At 32.6% G+C, this 16,182-nt stretch carries 8 protein-coding genes; 6 read left to right on the top strand and 2 right to left on the bottom strand.

The window, feature by feature from the left end:
- Positions 1-66 precede the first annotated feature (66 nt).
- Positions 67-1,062, bottom strand: a complete 996-nt coding sequence (locus C1X07_RS20020; protein ID WP_103071815.1) for a helix-turn-helix domain-containing protein — start codon at positions 1,060-1,062, stop codon at positions 67-69.
- Between the two features lie 166 nt (positions 1,063-1,228).
- On the opposite strand from C1X07_RS20020, the gene C1X07_RS20025 reads away from it, so the two are divergent.
- The 4 genes from C1X07_RS20025 to C1X07_RS20040 all read left to right on the top strand — a co-directional run bounded on the left by C1X07_RS20025 (position 1,229) and on the right by C1X07_RS20040 (position 7,144).
- Positions 1,229-3,604: a TonB-dependent receptor gene (locus C1X07_RS20025; RefSeq protein ID WP_103071816.1), complete on the top strand. Its 2,376-nt coding sequence runs from the start codon at positions 1,229-1,231 to the stop codon at positions 3,602-3,604.
- A gap of 10 nt (positions 3,605-3,614) precedes the next feature.
- Positions 3,615-4,838 (top strand): hypothetical protein, encoded by a 1,224-nt coding sequence (locus C1X07_RS20030; RefSeq protein ID WP_128755334.1) that lies wholly within the window; start codon positions 3,615-3,617, stop codon positions 4,836-4,838.
- Between the two features lie 350 nt (positions 4,839-5,188).
- On the top strand, positions 5,189-5,473 hold the full coding sequence (locus C1X07_RS20035; protein ID WP_103071818.1) for a hypothetical protein: 285 nt from the start codon (positions 5,189-5,191) through the stop codon (positions 5,471-5,473).
- Between the two features lie 9 nt (positions 5,474-5,482).
- Entirely contained in the window at positions 5,483-7,144 is a 1,662-nt protein-coding gene (locus C1X07_RS20040) for a PepSY-associated TM helix domain-containing protein (protein WP_103071819.1), read from the top strand.
- A gap of 228 nt (positions 7,145-7,372) precedes the next feature.
- Here C1X07_RS20040 and C1X07_RS20045 read toward each other — a convergent pair whose 3' ends face one another.
- Complete coding sequence (locus tag C1X07_RS20045; RefSeq protein ID WP_103071820.1) at positions 7,373-11,461, bottom strand: ATP-binding protein; 4,089 nt, start codon at positions 11,459-11,461, stop codon at positions 7,373-7,375.
- 388 nt (positions 11,462-11,849) lie between these two features.
- Here C1X07_RS20045 and C1X07_RS20050 point away from each other — a divergent pair, with 388 nt between their 5' ends.
- Both C1X07_RS20050 and C1X07_RS20055 read left to right on the top strand, forming a co-directional pair.
- Positions 11,850-13,208 (top strand): Gfo/Idh/MocA family protein, encoded by a 1,359-nt coding sequence (locus C1X07_RS20050; RefSeq protein ID WP_103071821.1) that lies wholly within the window; start codon positions 11,850-11,852, stop codon positions 13,206-13,208.
- A gap of 19 nt (positions 13,209-13,227) precedes the next feature.
- Positions 13,228-16,173 carry a SusC/RagA family TonB-linked outer membrane protein gene (locus C1X07_RS20055; protein WP_103071822.1) on the top strand — a complete coding sequence of 982 codons (2,946 nt, stop codon included), beginning with the start codon at positions 13,228-13,230 and terminating at the stop codon, positions 16,171-16,173.
- Positions 16,174-16,182 lie beyond the last annotated feature (9 nt).

Here is a 16,182-nt window from a genome sequence, read left to right on the forward strand (position 1 = left end):
TTCAAGAGTGTTATATACTAAGTTACAAAAGTTGATTACTACTTAAATTTGCTTCTTCAAAATACTCTAAGCACCAGGTCTTTTTTTCAATTCACTAGGTAAATAATTAAATTTCTTTTTAAAAGCGGCAGTAAAATGCTGGGGGTTTTTGTATCCAACGGCATAAGCTACTTCAGACACATTCATTTCTTCTGTGGTAAGCATTTTTTTTGCCTTGTCCATTCTAACATTTGTCAAATAAGAAAAAATGGGTTCATTAAAAACTGACTTAAACTGCCTCTTAAGTTTATGCTGATTTAGACCAGTCAACATCGCTAATTTTTCAACAGTTAATGAATTGCCCATGTTTTCTTTTAAAATTCGTTCAGCATTCAAAATCTGATCGAGTTCAACTTTATTAAGTTTATGAATTTGTTTTCTACTCTTCTCAAGGTTGATTTCTGAAAACAAATGACTAAATATCTCTTTTATCTTCGATTCTATATATACTTGTTTAATTTCCTTTTGATAGGAACAAAAAATGATATCATCGATAATAAGAAGTAGATTAGGAGGTATTGGCTCATTTTGAGAAAACATAGTAAATGGCTCTTCATTTTTTAGTGCTTCTCCAAAACCTGTACTTACTTTATAAAAATTATCTTTAAAAATTTCCTTTAGATATTCTTCTGTAACAACTATTTCAAATGATTTTCTGGTTTTTGTATTATATGTTAAAGTTCCTTTTACTTCGGGAAGGTAAAAAAAGTTATAGTGCCCACTTTTAATTATTACGGGCACACTTTTTGAATTATTTGGTATGTATTGACTATACCCTTCTATCTCAAAATGTACTTTTATATAAGGAAAATCGTGCTCTACTTCAAAGGTAACAGGGGCAGTAAAATCTTCTGATACTATATTAATCATTATACCATTCAACAATATCTCTCTACTGGTAACATTTACAAAACTAGTATTAATGGATTCCTTAATCTCCCTAATCTCTTTAGTCCGTAATCCTTTTTCTTGTTTTTTGATTAGGGTCTCTTTGAACTTGTTGATTCTATATGTTGATCTCATTTACAGATATTAAAAAGGTAGCCCCTAAGTTATTTGCGATCAATTCTTGATTTATTTATGGTTTTAACCTTGTTCATTTACGGCATTAATAATCCCATTTGCGTTAATAACTGAGCAAAGAACAGCAATAATTTTGCCAATTACTATTTAAACTAAATAAAAATAAATGTACAAGAATTATGTTTTACTGTGCCTTTTGTTTTTCATAAATACAATTGTTTTTGGTCAATCTTCTCTTTCTGGCAAAGTCACTGATACAGATGGAAAGCCACTAATGGCCGCAACAATTCAAATAGCTGAAACAAACCTGGGAGCAATAACCGATGAATATGGTCATTTTGAGTTAACTAAGACTCCTTTTGGAACCTATAAGGTAGAAATCTCCATTTTAGGCTACCAAAGTCAAATCGTTTCTATTTCTCCTCAAAAAGAGGAGCCTGTTTTTTTAACAATTACTATGGTCGAAAGCGATCAAGAATTAGACGAAATTATACTTCAAGGAAAATCCAAAACCCAAAAGAAAAGAGAAGAGCCAATCAAAATTGAAATCATTGACATAAAGAAAATACAGGCACAATCCATCAGCTTACCTCAGATCATGAACCAAACTTCTGGAGTAAAAGTAAGGCAAACGGGAGGTATCGGTAGTCGAATGATCATCAATATTAACGGTCTTCAAGGCAATGCAGTTCGGTTTTTTAAGGATGGAATTCCTCTTGATTATCTAGGTAGAGCATTCGATTTGAGCCTGGTTCCTATAGATCAGTTGGCTAACATAGAGGTATACAAAGGAGTATTACCGGTAGATTTGGGAGCAGATGCCTTGGGAGGAGCTGTAAATTTTATATCTAAAAAAAATCATGACAATAATCTCGACCTTGCCTACAGTGCAGCTTCATTTAATACTCAACAGGCAAACTTGAATGGGTATTTTAAAATTCCGAATTCAAAAATTTTTACAGAGGTTTCTTCATACTACACGCACTCTAATAATAATTATACTATAGATGTAGACATACCCGATACTGATACCGGTGTACCTGTAAATAGGTCTGTCGAAAGGTTTCATGATGGTATTCAGAGTTTGTTTTTAGAAACAAAAATGGGCATTAGAGATAGCAAAATAGCAGATGTCTTCGAAATAGGGTTCTCTTATTTTGATATGAAAAAGGAGTTACAAAACAATATAAGACTTACCATTCCTTATGGAGAAGCTATGTATGAAGAAAATGCCTTAATTTATACAACACGCTATAAAAAACAACTCGGAAAATTACATTTAGATATTTTTGGAACCTATAGTAACAGGAATACTTTATTTGATGATACTCCCCAATACAGGTATAATTGGCTGGGAGAATCAACTCCAATACTTGACAATGATAATGGGGGAGAGACGAATCAAAACGCTCAATCATATAGAGATCTCAAATTCGACAATTGGCTTACTCGTATAAACCTGAGCTATCAAATACATTCGAGGCATCGATTAAACTTTAATCATAATTACATTTATGAAAAACGTGTAGGCTCTGATCCTTTTGCCGAATCTTTAGGTAAGACGGTAGATATCTTGACTTATCCTGCAAAATATACAAGAAACATAACCGGAATAGGTCTCACTTCTTCTTTTTTTAACAACAAGCTCAACAATATGTTTACAGTAAAAAGATATAGTGTAAAAACAAGTTCTATATCCTCTGTTTTTGATTTTCATGGTGAACTTCCCGAATTTTCTGATGACAGTTTCGGATTTGGAAATTCAATCAAATTCAATCTTAATAAAAACCGATACGTTCGATTCTCCTATGAACGGGCTACACGTATTCCAGAATCCAGGGAGTATTTTGGAGATGCAGTATTCATTATGGGAAATGAAGATTTAAAACCTGAAATCAGTAACAACATTAATCTCGGTTTTTATACTAACATTGACAAAAACAAAAGGTATTGGTTGGATCTCAATAGTTTCTATCGAGGTGTAGAAAATAACATTTTTATCCGCCCATATGGTGTAATAGCTTCTCGTTATGAAAATACAGATGATGCTCAAATTCTGGGAGCTGAGTTTACTATTAAAGGTCCTATCGTAAAAAACCTAAGCTTTAACCTAGCAGTTACCTATCAAGATATTCGCTTAAAAAACACAGGTATAAAATCAAACTCTCTAGAAAATGCCAGACAGCCAAACATACCTTATTTCTTTGGTAACATTGGTCTGCGATACTCTCCCAAAAAATTATTAGGAAATGGAGATTGGCAGTTTTATGGGAACTACGGTTATGTAGAACAATACCTCCTAAATGCTGTTTCTAAGACACAAGAACCTCCTCTTTTTGGTGATGTAGGTAGTATTAACGGTGTAAACATAATACCAACACAAAATCTAGTTGATGTTGGTATAACATATAAAATTTCTGGTGTACCGATTTGGATTAATTCTGAAATCAACAATGTACTGAATACTAAAGCATTTGATGGCTTTAGAGTACAAAAACCCGGAATTAACTATCGTTTTAAAATTAAATATTCAATTAATTAAAAAGTCAAAAATGAAAAAGACGACCCTAAAAATGTTCTCATTTATAATAGCTGTCACGAGTATGATGACAAGCTGTAGTAGCGATGACAACCCTAATGGAGAAATTTTAAATCCAGATAAGTCTAATGTGGCACTTTTTGTCATTACAGATCCTAATACCTCTAGCGGATTATTAATTCCGGGAGAAGAAATGTTCTCTGGTTCGATAGATCCGTCTACAGTTTCTAACGCTACACAAATAGCTTCTACCCGTACAACAGGAAATGCTTTTGGAAATGATGTCTATCATACTTCTAATTCTGCTGGTGATCAAGGTATTCAAAAATTTAGTTATGAAAATAATTCTTTTTCTGACAAAGGTTTTATTGCTGTAACAAAAAACCGATTCATATACGAAATAGTGAACTCTACCAAGGGATATTACACAGATTCTGACCGAAGTCAAACTGCAATACAGACTTTTAATCCAACCTCAATGGAACGTACAGGAGAAATTGATATTGCTAGTCAAATATCTCACCTAATAACAGATAAAGTTGCCAGAACAAGAATTGGTGCTTTTATGATCGAAAGTCAAGGAAAATTATATACTCAAGTGTTTTTTTATGACAAAGATGGAAAGCATGTCTATGACACTACTTATGTTGCTGTTATAGATACTTCAAACGATACTTTTCTTAATTTGGCTAGTCATAATGATTTTATTTGGTTAGGTTTTGAAAGAAAAAACTCGAACTATGTAAACAAATCTAAAAATGGGGATATCTACCTTTCCGGTATTTTAGGAGATATAACCGACGAACCCCATTCAAAATGTATTCGTATAAAAGCTGGTTCTAATGATTTTGATGCTTCATGGAAATTAGATTTTAATGATTTTATAGGAAAAGGTAGTTTTTCTTTAGGAGGACCCGCGATTATTGGAGATCAACTATATGTTAGGCTAAAATCTTCTCCTATGGCACCTGATTATAGTAACCTTGCCGATGAAGATATTGAAGCATACACTATTGATATTAACACAAAAAAATTCACTAAGATCGAAGATATTCCTAGAAGTGGAGCTATCGCATTTAGTATTAACGGTCCATCCATAATAGGTGACTTAGTATATTTTGCAGTTAGTAATACAGATTATCAAGGGTATTATTCTTATGATCCCGCAAGTGGTAAGGCAGAAGAAGCTTTTTCTTTAACAGGAGGTATCCCAAGTCAATTAGTATCTATTCAATAAAATTCTAGTATGTATAGCTTGTCTATAATCATATCTTTCTTTTCTATTTGGTGTCTCTACTCAATTTCAGAAAAAGTAGAATATACAAAAAAGGGAATTACGCTTATTTTATCAAGAAACACTAGGGCAGCAAAAATAGCTGCCTTAGTTTTCTTTCTAGTTTCTACAATTCTATTAAGTATATCATTAGGTCAGGTTTCGGGTATATTCACTAGTTTGGTCGTTTGGATAACACTGGCAAGTTTTACTCTTCTATTTACTCCATTTTCAAAAGTAAAACGACTTCACCTGATTCTCATAGGAACTTTAATCATTTGTATCGAATTGTTATTCTCTTTTATTTCTTGATTATGCCAGCCAATAAAAAATATCTTACAAACTCATTAAGTACAAAAATTAGTAAAATATGTGCTGCTCTTATTGGTGGTATGATTGCTTCTATTTCGTTTCACTTAGCTTTAGCACTTTGGTTCAATCCAAATTACATTCTCCCTACTTCGCTTTTTTCGAATTTCATTCTTTGGACATTTTTTATGATTCTGGTCTATTGGATTAAAAATCCGTGGAAATCATGGGGAATACTCCTATTCGTTATAGCTACCTCAACTGCAGCAATATTTTTAGCAAAAAACTGAACCTTTAAAATGAAAAGTAAAAACAAAAGAAACTTCAATGTTTTTTTCAATACACATACCGTTAGTGGTATTATTATAAGTGTAGCGCTTTTTGTATGCTTTTTTGCAGGAGCATTTGCCCTTTTTCAGACCAATATTAATAAATGGGAAAACAATGTAAAAAACGAGATAAACCTTAGTATTGATTACGAAAAAACCTTATCTATTATCCAAAATGAAGGTTTCATTATGGATGGGCGCTCTTTTTTTATACAATTACTAGACAATTCTGCTCCTTATATAATGGTTGCCTCACGACCTATTAAAAAGCAAGAAAACAGTAATCTTACGAAAAAAGGTTTCTCTAATCCCAAGATCACACCTTATGGTCCAATCTCGGTGAAAATTGATCCCTTAACATACAAAATTATAGACAGGGATAGTGTAGAACCCGTTGAGCATTTGGGTACCTTTTTATACCATCTTCATTATTTTGATCAAGTGCCAAAAGTGGGTATCTATTTATCTGGTTTGGTTTCCTTGTTTTTCTTCTTTGCAATTATAACAGGTATCATTATACATTGGAAAAAAATCGTATCTAACTTCTTTACTTTTAGGATCAAAGTTTCTATAAAAAACTTATGGACAGATGCTCATACCGCTTTAGGTATTATCGGACTTCCTTTTCAATTTATGTATTCTGTTACCGGAGCCTTATTTGGACTTGTAATTTTGGTTTTACTTCCATCAACAATGGTACTCTTTGATGGCGATCAAGGAAAATTATTAGGTTATATAGCTCCTGCTTACAAAACTTTTGATAAAACCAATGAGCTATTGATAGAAAGACCAAACATTAATCAATTAGTACAAGATGCTCGCAACGAACTTCAAATAGATAAATTAGCACATGCCTCAATAAACATTAGTAACTACAATGACCAGAATGCTCATTTGATGGCAGAGTTTCGTACAAAAAGCAATAAAACTTTTTATGATGATGCCCATATCATTTATAGGCTAAGAGATGGTGCTGTCGTAAGTAAAAAAATGCTTCAAAATCATACGTATCAAGGAAACGTTTTACATACCGTTAGAAAACTACATTTTGCTCAGTTTGGAGGATACTTTGTTAAAGCCGTTTATTTTTTACTGTCATTGATAACATGTTTTGTCATTTTATCCGGAGTAATGATTTGGCTGGAAGCTAGAAACAACAAAATGTATCAAAAGAAAAAGAGATTTAATTCCTATCTGGGTTCAATCTATCTGGGAGCAAGTATGGGGTTGTTTCCCGCAATTTCATTTTTCTTCTGTATTACGAAAGCTTTTCCTGTCGAAATGGAAAATCGTTTTGAAATATTGAGTAATACATTTTACATCTTTTGGTTAAGCTACATTGTTTATGCTGCTATTTCTAAAGACTATCATAAAATCAATAAACATGCTCTAATTTTAGCTGGAGTAATGGGGGTAATGATACCTTTTTTAAACGGATATCAATCTGGATTATGGTTTTGGAGTTCCTTGCAATCTGGATACATTGATTCATTCTTTATTGATATCTGTTGGTTTTTTCTAGGCTTACTTTCTTTAATCACTGCCTTTTCAGTAAAACGGTTAGTATCTCATAAGACAAAAAGAAATGTCAAAAAAACAATAACAAAACCTCTTGATAATAAAACGTTTTAAATCTACTACCTATTATCATTTCAAATACTTTACAACCAAATAATTCATCATTAAGCAAAATCAAAAATATGAATACACAACAAAAAATTATTGTTTCATGGATATTATTATCACTGGGCGTAGTAATCCATCATTACTAATTTAATGGATTCAGATATAATTTATTTGTTAAAAAAGAAGACAGGATTGCTTCTTTCTTGTATCGTTCTCAATATTGTTTAATAAGCCTTAAAAATTAATATCCACGCGATGCTTATTTAGATATGAAACGGTCCCCATTTCTTTTGCTTCTTTTTTGAATGTAACAGGAGTTTTTTTGAAATACTTTTTAAAACATTTTGAAAAATACTTAGGATCATTAAATCCTGTCATAAAAGATGCCTCAGAAATATTATAGCCATATTTGGTAATCAAAACAGCAGCTTTTTTTAAACGAAGTAAACGTACAAAATCAACTAAGCTACGACCAGTCAAAGATTGGCATTTTCGGTACAAACTAGAGTATCCCATATTTAAGGATTCTGCTAATTCTTCCATTTTAAAATCTGGATCATCTAATCTAGAGTTTATATTACTTATAAGGTTTTCAAGAAAAATTTCGTCTTGAGATTTTTCTTGAGTTACTTTTGGGCTGCTAATAATTTCTTTTCGGTATTTTGATATGATGTGTTCTTTGGATAAAATAATATTTTTTATTTTCAATAATAGCTCATTGGTATTAAATGGCTTATTAATATACTCTATAGCTCCAGATTTTAGTCCTGAAATTTTAGAGTTTGTCGAATTTTTAGCAGTCATTAGCACGATAGGAATATGCATGGTCATAGGATCTTTCCTAATTTTTTTACACATTTCAATACCATCAAGTTTGGGCATCATAATATCACTTAGGATAAGATCAGGAAAATTGCTTTTGGTATACCGATATCCTTCTTCTCCATTTTCTGCAAGAATAACATTATACTCGTTATCCAGAAGCTCTTTTAAAAAAGTTTGCAAATCATAATTATCTTCTACTATTAAAATGGTTTTCTTAGAAAGATCTTTTTCTTTAGTTATAATTTCATCTTCTAGTATAGTACTAGTATTAGATTCTTCAGAATCATTAACCATAACCCTTTCTGTTTCATCATAGGCATCCTTGGTTATCGGAAATTTGATAGTAAATGTGGTTCCTTCGGTTGGGTTAGAATCAATTTTAATTTTTCCTCTATGTAAATTCATCAATTCTTTAGTAAGTGCTAAACCGATGCCCGTACCTTTATTCTTTTTACCTATATCAGATTGATAAAACAACTTAAAAATATGTTGTAACTCTTCATCAGGGATTCCTGGACCTGAATCTATAACCGATAATTTTATTTTTTTCTTATTGTTTATAGGGACAATATTTAAAAGTACATTTCCTTCTTTAGGAGTAAATTTGAAGGCATTAGAAAGTAAATTATATATGACGTGCTCTAGTTTTTCTTTATCGTACCATGCTTCAGGTAAATTTTTAGGACAGTTGATAACAAAATCAATTTTTCTTTTCCTGGCAAGTTCTTTAAACGATAAAGAGATGTTATCTATTTCTTTGCACAAATCATTTTTGGTAACGTTTAACCTCAAAGTTTCTAACTCTTTATTTCTCACTAATGTCAGTTCTTGAGCAATTCTAGAAAGTCTTTTGGTGTTATATGATATAATATCCAAACGTTGTTTTAACAGTAAATTCCCATTTTTTTCTGCTTTCATTAGCATATCATCAATAGGTCCCAATATCAATGTAATTGGCGTCTGAATTTCATGAGACATTTTTGCAAAAAAATTCATTTTCAAGTCGTGCAGTTCACTTTCCTTTTTATGACTTACTTTCTCCAGAAACAATCTTTTTCTTAAAGAATACCAACGCATTATCCCGTAGCCTGTAAGCACAAGAATAAGTAGGTAAAAAACATAAGCCAAAGGAGTATTCCATAAAGGTTGTTGTATAGTAATTGCTATACTTTTTTGAGGCAGGTTCCAGATTCCTTTTTTTGTTCCTGTTTTGACCTCAAAAGTATAATCTCCTGGAGGAATATTAGTGTATGTAGCTAAACGTTCTGATTGACTGGTTATCCAATTTTCATCAAACCCCTTTAACCTATATGCATAATAATAACTTGGATTTAAAATATTGTCTATAGCATAAAATCTAAAAGAGAAATAAGACTGATCATGTTCTAACTCTAGAGGCTGAGCATTAGAAAGCCCATTTGTAACTTTAGAAGGCAATAATGAATATACGGGTTGATTAAGTATTTCTATACTATTTATATACAACTTGGTATCAGACGCCTTTTTATTTAAAAACTTAGGTTCAAAACTATTTAATCCTTTTATTCCTCCAAAATATAAATGTCCTTGCCTATCCTTAAACTTGCTTCTTGGTAAAAATGTATTATCCTGAAACCCATCTGTATCGTAATATGTTCTTATGGTTAGATTTTTAACATCGAGATGATTTATACCATTATTTTTAGAACTCAACCATAGGTCTCCCTTATCATCCTTTAGAATTGCATTAAATTCTTTTCCTGCAATAGATTCTATATGATCAAACGTAGCATACTCCCCATTTACCGTGTTGATTTTTAGCAATTTACCAACTCTATCAATTAGCCATATTTCTCCTGGATCGCCCAGAATCATAGACTTAACTCTAAAGTTTTCATCTTTATAATTTTTGTTGTCCAATGAATAGTCGGTAAATGTGGAAGCCCCTATATTTGAAAAATCTTCATTAAACCTAAATAATCCACCAAATTGCATACCTAACCAAATCACACCATTTCTATCTTCAAGAATACTTTCGGTATTAACACCTTTTAATCCTCTAGAATTATTATCAAAAACGGTCAGAAGTTTCAAATCAGAAGAATATACATTAACGGACAAATTAGATCCTATCCAGATACGCCCCTTCGAATCCGAAAACACAGTTCTAACATCAATGGCTTCTTGATTATTAGAATTATAAATATTTATCTTTTGAAAAGTATTTTTATCCGTGTCATGATACCACAATCCATTTTTGTATGTCCCAAACCACATATTGGACTGATCATCCTCTACCATAGCGTGGATATAGAATCCTTTGTTTAATGAAACATCATTAAAATATCTATTTTCATTAGTACTCCCATCTGTTTCAAAAGTTATTTTTGTTAATCCTGAACCGTCTGTTCCTACCCATAACACTTCTTTAGAGCTTTTAAAAATACTTAATACTCTAAGAGGCGTATTATCGTCTGAACCTTCATGATATTTTATTTTATTGTTCCTATGAGGCAAAATGTTAAGTTTACCATAGTTTGTAGTAATCCAAATATTTCGATGATTATCTTCACTAATTCCCAAAATGGTATTACTACTTAAAGAAAACTCATTAGAATATTGTCGAGTAAACAAATCAATCTCACCTGTGTTTATATTTACTTTGTATAGCCCTCCACCATCTGTTCCTGCCCACATATATCCATCTTTACTACAAAATAATACAGTAAACATTTCTTTATTAATATTAAATCTCTCCTCTTCAAAAAAAGAATCCTGAATAAATTGTTTGTCAATAGGGTCATAAACAAATAATCCATGTGTTTCTGTCCCTACCCATAGTTTATTATTACTATCTGCAGTAAGCATAATTCTTCCAGGGTAATCGGTAAACGGTCCTACAATTTCTGTTATTTGATTTGATTTTAAGGAATAGTAGTACATTGCCCCTTCGTTTGTGCCAACATAAACATCAGTTGAGTCTAGTACCTCTATCTGAGTAATTTTTTGGATCTCGGTACCATTATTATCTATTGTCGTAACAAAGTTTATTTTAGAATCAGTATACTGATAAATCTTGCCTAGTTTAGAAATCAACCAAACACTTTCTTCCTTTACAACAATGGAAGAAATAGTAACATTTTTAGGCAATAAGAGGTTCATATCCTCAAATTGATTATCCTCTGACACATATTTCGTTATTAGCCCAAATTGAGTTGTTATCCAAATATCCTTATTGTAATCAACAAGCATGTTGTTTACAAGATCATTATGTCTCATATTTGGAAAAATCATTTGGTTTTTAATTAGCTTATAATCATAACCATTATAGACTAATATCCCATCAGAACATAACATCCAAATATTTCCACGAGAATCTTGTGTTGTTTTGGTAGGGATTACAGTTTTGTTATCATTTACAGGTGATAAATGTCTAAAAGTTGTATGATTCTGACCATTCAAAAAAGAGAAACACCATACAAAAATACTTAGCAAAAAATAGCTCCTTGTTCCAAACATAAAATTATCATTTTGTTAGTAAAATATCTTTTGTGTTTTACCTTAATACGTAATCAAGAGATGATCTGTATTTGTTATAACTAACAGATTTGATCTATTAACGGCACCTATGTAATTGCAGGAAATCCTTACAGCAATACTTTTTTAACAATTATCATTAATTATTCTACAAAACAATGTTAAAGGTATTAATAAAAACCAATACTGATAGGCTTAAAACCTATAAGAACCTATAGTAAAGTAGTCTATTTCGTCAAAAAGGAGGATAAAATAAGCATTACAATAAACAACCCCAAAATAATACTCCTAAATGCTTAAAATATCATCTTTAATAAAGTTTCTAACCGTCATATTTGAATTCTAAATAGTATAACATAAAATAACTTAAATGAATTCTAGACGAAATTTTGTTAAGAAAACAGTACTTGCGGGTGCTGGAGTATCACTACTTCCCAATGTATCTTTTGGAGGGATAACGAAGCTGGCAGATCAAAAACTGAAACTAGCTTTTATTGGAGTAGGATTAAGAGGGACAAATCATCTTAACAATGCTCTTCGTAGAAACGATGTAGAAATAACTGCTATCTGTGATATTGATCCAGAGAGAATCAAAATAGCCTTAAAGAAAATTGAAGATAATAATTCTCCTAAGCCAAAAGTGTTCGGCAGTAATGATCATGATTACAAAAACTTACTGGAGTTAGATAATATTGATGCTGTAATAATTTCTACACCATGGCTGTGGCACACCAAAATGGCTATAGATGCAATGAAAGCAGGAAAATATACTGGTTTAGAAGTTTCTGCAGCAAATACTATTGAAGAATGTTGGGATTTAGTAAATACTCACGAAGCAACTGGATCTCATCTAATGATTTTAGAAAATGTAAACTACCGTAGAGATGTCCTTGCAGTACTAAATATGGTCCGCCAAAATGTCTTTGGAGAATTAGTTCATTTTAGATGTGGTTATCAACATGATCTTCGTTTTGTAAAACTGAATGATGGAAAATCTGCCTATGGAAAAGGTGTTGAGTTTGGTGAAAAAGGAATTTCAGAATCAAAATGGAGAACGCAACACTCTGTACTTAGAAATGGTGATGTATACCCCACTCATGGAGTTGGACCAATAGCCACAATGTGTGACGTAAACCGAGGAAATCGCTTTACCTCTTTAACTTCTAATGCTACAAAAGCCATTGGGTTGCATAATTATATTGTAAAACATGGCGGAGAGGATCACCCTAATGCTAAAGTAAAATTTAAACAAGGGGATGTAATTACAACTACGATCGAAACAGCCAAAGGAGAAACAATCATTGTAACTCATGATTGTAACTTACCCAGACCCTATTCACTTGGTTTTAGAGTACAAGGTGCTAATGGGTTATGGGAGGTTGATGGAAACCGAATGTATATTGAAGGAAAATCAAAACCACACCAATGGGATGAAGCTGACGAATGGCTTAAAAAATATGATCATCCTCTATGGCAAAAGCATGGTGAATTAGCTACAAATGCTGGGCATGGAGGAATGGATTTCTTTGTTCTGAATGCATTTGTAGAATCTGCCAAAGAAAACATAGCTCCTCCACTAGATGCTTATGATGCAGCGGCATGGAGTGCTATTACACCTCTTTCAGAATTATCTATCGAAAATAATGGAGAACCACAGGATTTTCCAGATTTCACCAGAGGTACATGGGTAAAACGCAAGCCTTATAATTGGGAAAAAAGTAAGTACTAAAACAACTAAATCAGAATATATGGAAAAACTAGGAATCATGCTCTTGATCTTTATGTGTATGCTCACCAGTAGCATATCTGCTCAAGAAAAAACAATTACAGGAACAGTCTACGATACATCGTCTGACATGCCCATTTTAGGAGCTTCAATTCTAATAAAAGGCACAACAAAAGGAACTACTTCAGATTTTGACGGAAACTACACCTTAAAAGCAAAAGGAACAGATATTTTGGAAATATCGTATATAGGATATATTACCCAGGAAATCGCAATTAATAACCAAACAAAAATAAATGTAAGACTAGAAAGTGATGTTAGTGAATTAAGCGAAATAGTTGTTGTCGCCTACGGAACACAAAAAAAAGAAACAATTACCTCATCAGTTGTCAATATTAAATCAGAAGAATTAAAGGATATTACAACTCCTGATGTGACTACAATGCTACAAGGAAAAGTAGCAGGTGTGCGTATAGGTGCCTCTAGTGGTAGTCCAGGCTCAACGCCTAATATACTTATACGAGGATCTTCATCCTTAGGAGGTAGAGTAACCCCATTATGGGTAGTTGATGGAGTAATACAACATGGAGTTCCCATCGTCAATCCAAATGATGTACAATCCATATCTGTACTTAAAGATGCATCTGCAACATCTCTTTATGGATCTCGTGGTGCAAATGGTGTTGTAATTGTTACGACAAAACGAGGAACCTCTGGTAAGTCAGAAATTACTGTAAGTTCTAAAGCAGCAATTAACACTTTTAATACCGGAAAATTTGAAGTTATGGACTCTCGACAGTTACACGAGTACCATACGCAATTTGCAAACTCTCAACCTTGGTTTACTCCAGAATTATTAAATCGAGATTACGACTGGATCGAAAACGGAACCCAAGATGGTTTTGTAAAAGATGTGAATGTATCGTTTACATCAGGTACTGAAAAATTAAATTTATTTATCAATGGTGGTTACTATAACGAAACAGGTACATTAAGGGGTAATGAATTAGATAGATATACGTATCGAATGAATTTGGATTATGATATTACAGAACGTCTAAAATTAAGCCCTAAATTATCATTTAGTTTTGATAACAGGGATAGAATTGCCGAAGCACCGTTATATGAACTATATCTGAACTTACCTTGGGATAATCCTTTTGATGCAGAAGGAAAGCCCATAAATGCCCAAGAAGATTCTAACTGGCTAGGTCGTGATCAAAGAAATTATTTATATGACCAACAATGGAATTATTTCTCTGATGACACATTTAATCTAAGTTCTAATTTTGATTTTGAGTATCAAATCATCCCTAATCTAGTATTTAAATCTGTAAACAACTTTACATTTTATCGTTATAAATTAAAATCATATACTGACCCTAGATCTATTTCTGGCTTAGCCGATGGAGGGCGTATAAATGATAGAATAGATGAGCGATTTACCAAATTAACCACTCAAACATTACGGTACTCAAACATATTTGGAGAACATTCTGTAAGCGCCCTAGCAGGATATGAATATAATGATTACGTATATGAAAATGTGGATGTTACCGGTAATGGAATCGTTGCGGGAACGGAAGTTTTAAATGTTGCAAGTGAAACGGGAGAAATAAAAGGATTTAAAAATGACTATGCATTACAATCATTCTTTCTAGCTGTGGATTATGGATATAGCAATAGATATTATGCAAAAGCTTCTATACGTAGAGATGGAGCTTCTAATTTTGGATTAGATAATCAATATGGTAATTTCTTTGCACTAGGTGCAGGTTGGAACATTCATAACGAAGCTTTTTTCAATAGTAAAACTATTAATGAACTTAAATTACGTTTGAGTTATGGTTCTGTAGGAAACAGACCATCATCCTTATATCCATATCAAGGAACCTATAGATTGAACTCACAATACATAGGCACTCCAGGAGCAATATTAGATCAACTAGGGAACCCTGATCTAAGCTGGGAAAAAACGTATGAAGCAAACATTGCCATTGACACAAGACTATTTAACAGAGTAAGTGCAACATTCGAATATTATAACAAAGATACATCCGATCTATTATACTTTGTAGACTTACCAGATGTTACTGGATATAGTGGATTTTGGGAAAATGTAGGAGGGCTAACCAACATAGGGTATGAAGCTGCGATTTCAGTCGATGTTATACAGACTAAAAACTTCAACTGGGATTTAGGATTCAATATAGGATACAACAAAAATGAAGTCACCGAATTATTTGACGGGCAAACAGAAATTCCTAGAGGCTCTAAAATATTTAAAGTAGGTGAAGATTCTAACTCCTGGTACATTAGAAAATGGCTTGGTGTAGATCCTGACAACGGAAATCCATTATGGGAAGTTGTTGATCCTGATACAGGAGAACGTACAGAAACCAGTAACTGGAATGATGCTACACTACAAATCGTTGACTCTGCTTCTCCAGATTTTATAGGAGGATTTGATTCTAATGTAAGCTATAAAAACATCTCTCTTTCTACAAATTTCAACTTTTCTAAGGGAGGAAAACTATACAATAGCGCCCGAGAATTATTTGATTCAGATGGGTTTTATCCTACATTTAATCAACAAGTGTTAGCAGATGATTGGAACAGGTGGGAAAAACCAGGAGATATTGCCACACATCCATTAGCCGTTGAAGGCGGTAATAATAACTCTAATAAGCGATCATCTCGTTATCTAGAAGACGCTAGCTACTTGAGAATGACAAATGTGACGTTATCCTACAACTTACCCAAGAATGTATTAAGTAAAATAGGACTTAGCGGCTTTAACATATACGTATCTGGAGACAATCTACTGACATTTACCAAGTATAGCGGAGTTGATCCAGCGGTTACGGGCAATCCAAATGACCAAAGTAATATAGGTTTATCAGGAAGTCCAGGGTTAACTTATCCTATTCCAAAACGATATGCCTTGGGTGTTAATCTGTCATTTTAAAATATTTAA

The organism is Aquimarina sediminis, from assembly GCF_002895435.1.
GTDB classification, from domain to species: domain Bacteria; phylum Bacteroidota; class Bacteroidia; order Flavobacteriales; family Flavobacteriaceae; genus Aquimarina; species Aquimarina sediminis.

Coding starts and splice junctions, on each gene's coding strand:
- C1X07_RS20020 (WP_103071815.1), bottom strand. CDS start 1,062: ATGAGATCAACATATAGAATCAACAAGTTCAAAGAGACCCTAATCAAA.
- C1X07_RS20025 (WP_103071816.1), top strand. CDS start 1,229: ATGTACAAGAATTATGTTTTACTGTGCCTTTTGTTTTTCATAAATACA.
- C1X07_RS20055 (WP_103071822.1), top strand. CDS start 13,228: ATGGAAAAACTAGGAATCATGCTCTTGATCTTTATGTGTATGCTCACC.
- C1X07_RS20030 (WP_128755334.1), top strand. CDS start 3,615: ATGAAAAAGACGACCCTAAAAATGTTCTCATTTATAATAGCTGTCACG.
- C1X07_RS20035 (WP_103071818.1), top strand. CDS start 5,189: ATGCCAGCCAATAAAAAATATCTTACAAACTCATTAAGTACAAAAATT.
- C1X07_RS20045 (WP_103071820.1), bottom strand. CDS start 11,461: ATGTTTGGAACAAGGAGCTATTTTTTGCTAAGTATTTTTGTATGGTGT.
- C1X07_RS20040 (WP_103071819.1), top strand. CDS start 5,483: ATGAAAAGTAAAAACAAAAGAAACTTCAATGTTTTTTTCAATACACAT.
- C1X07_RS20050 (WP_103071821.1), top strand. CDS start 11,850: ATGAATTCTAGACGAAATTTTGTTAAGAAAACAGTACTTGCGGGTGCT.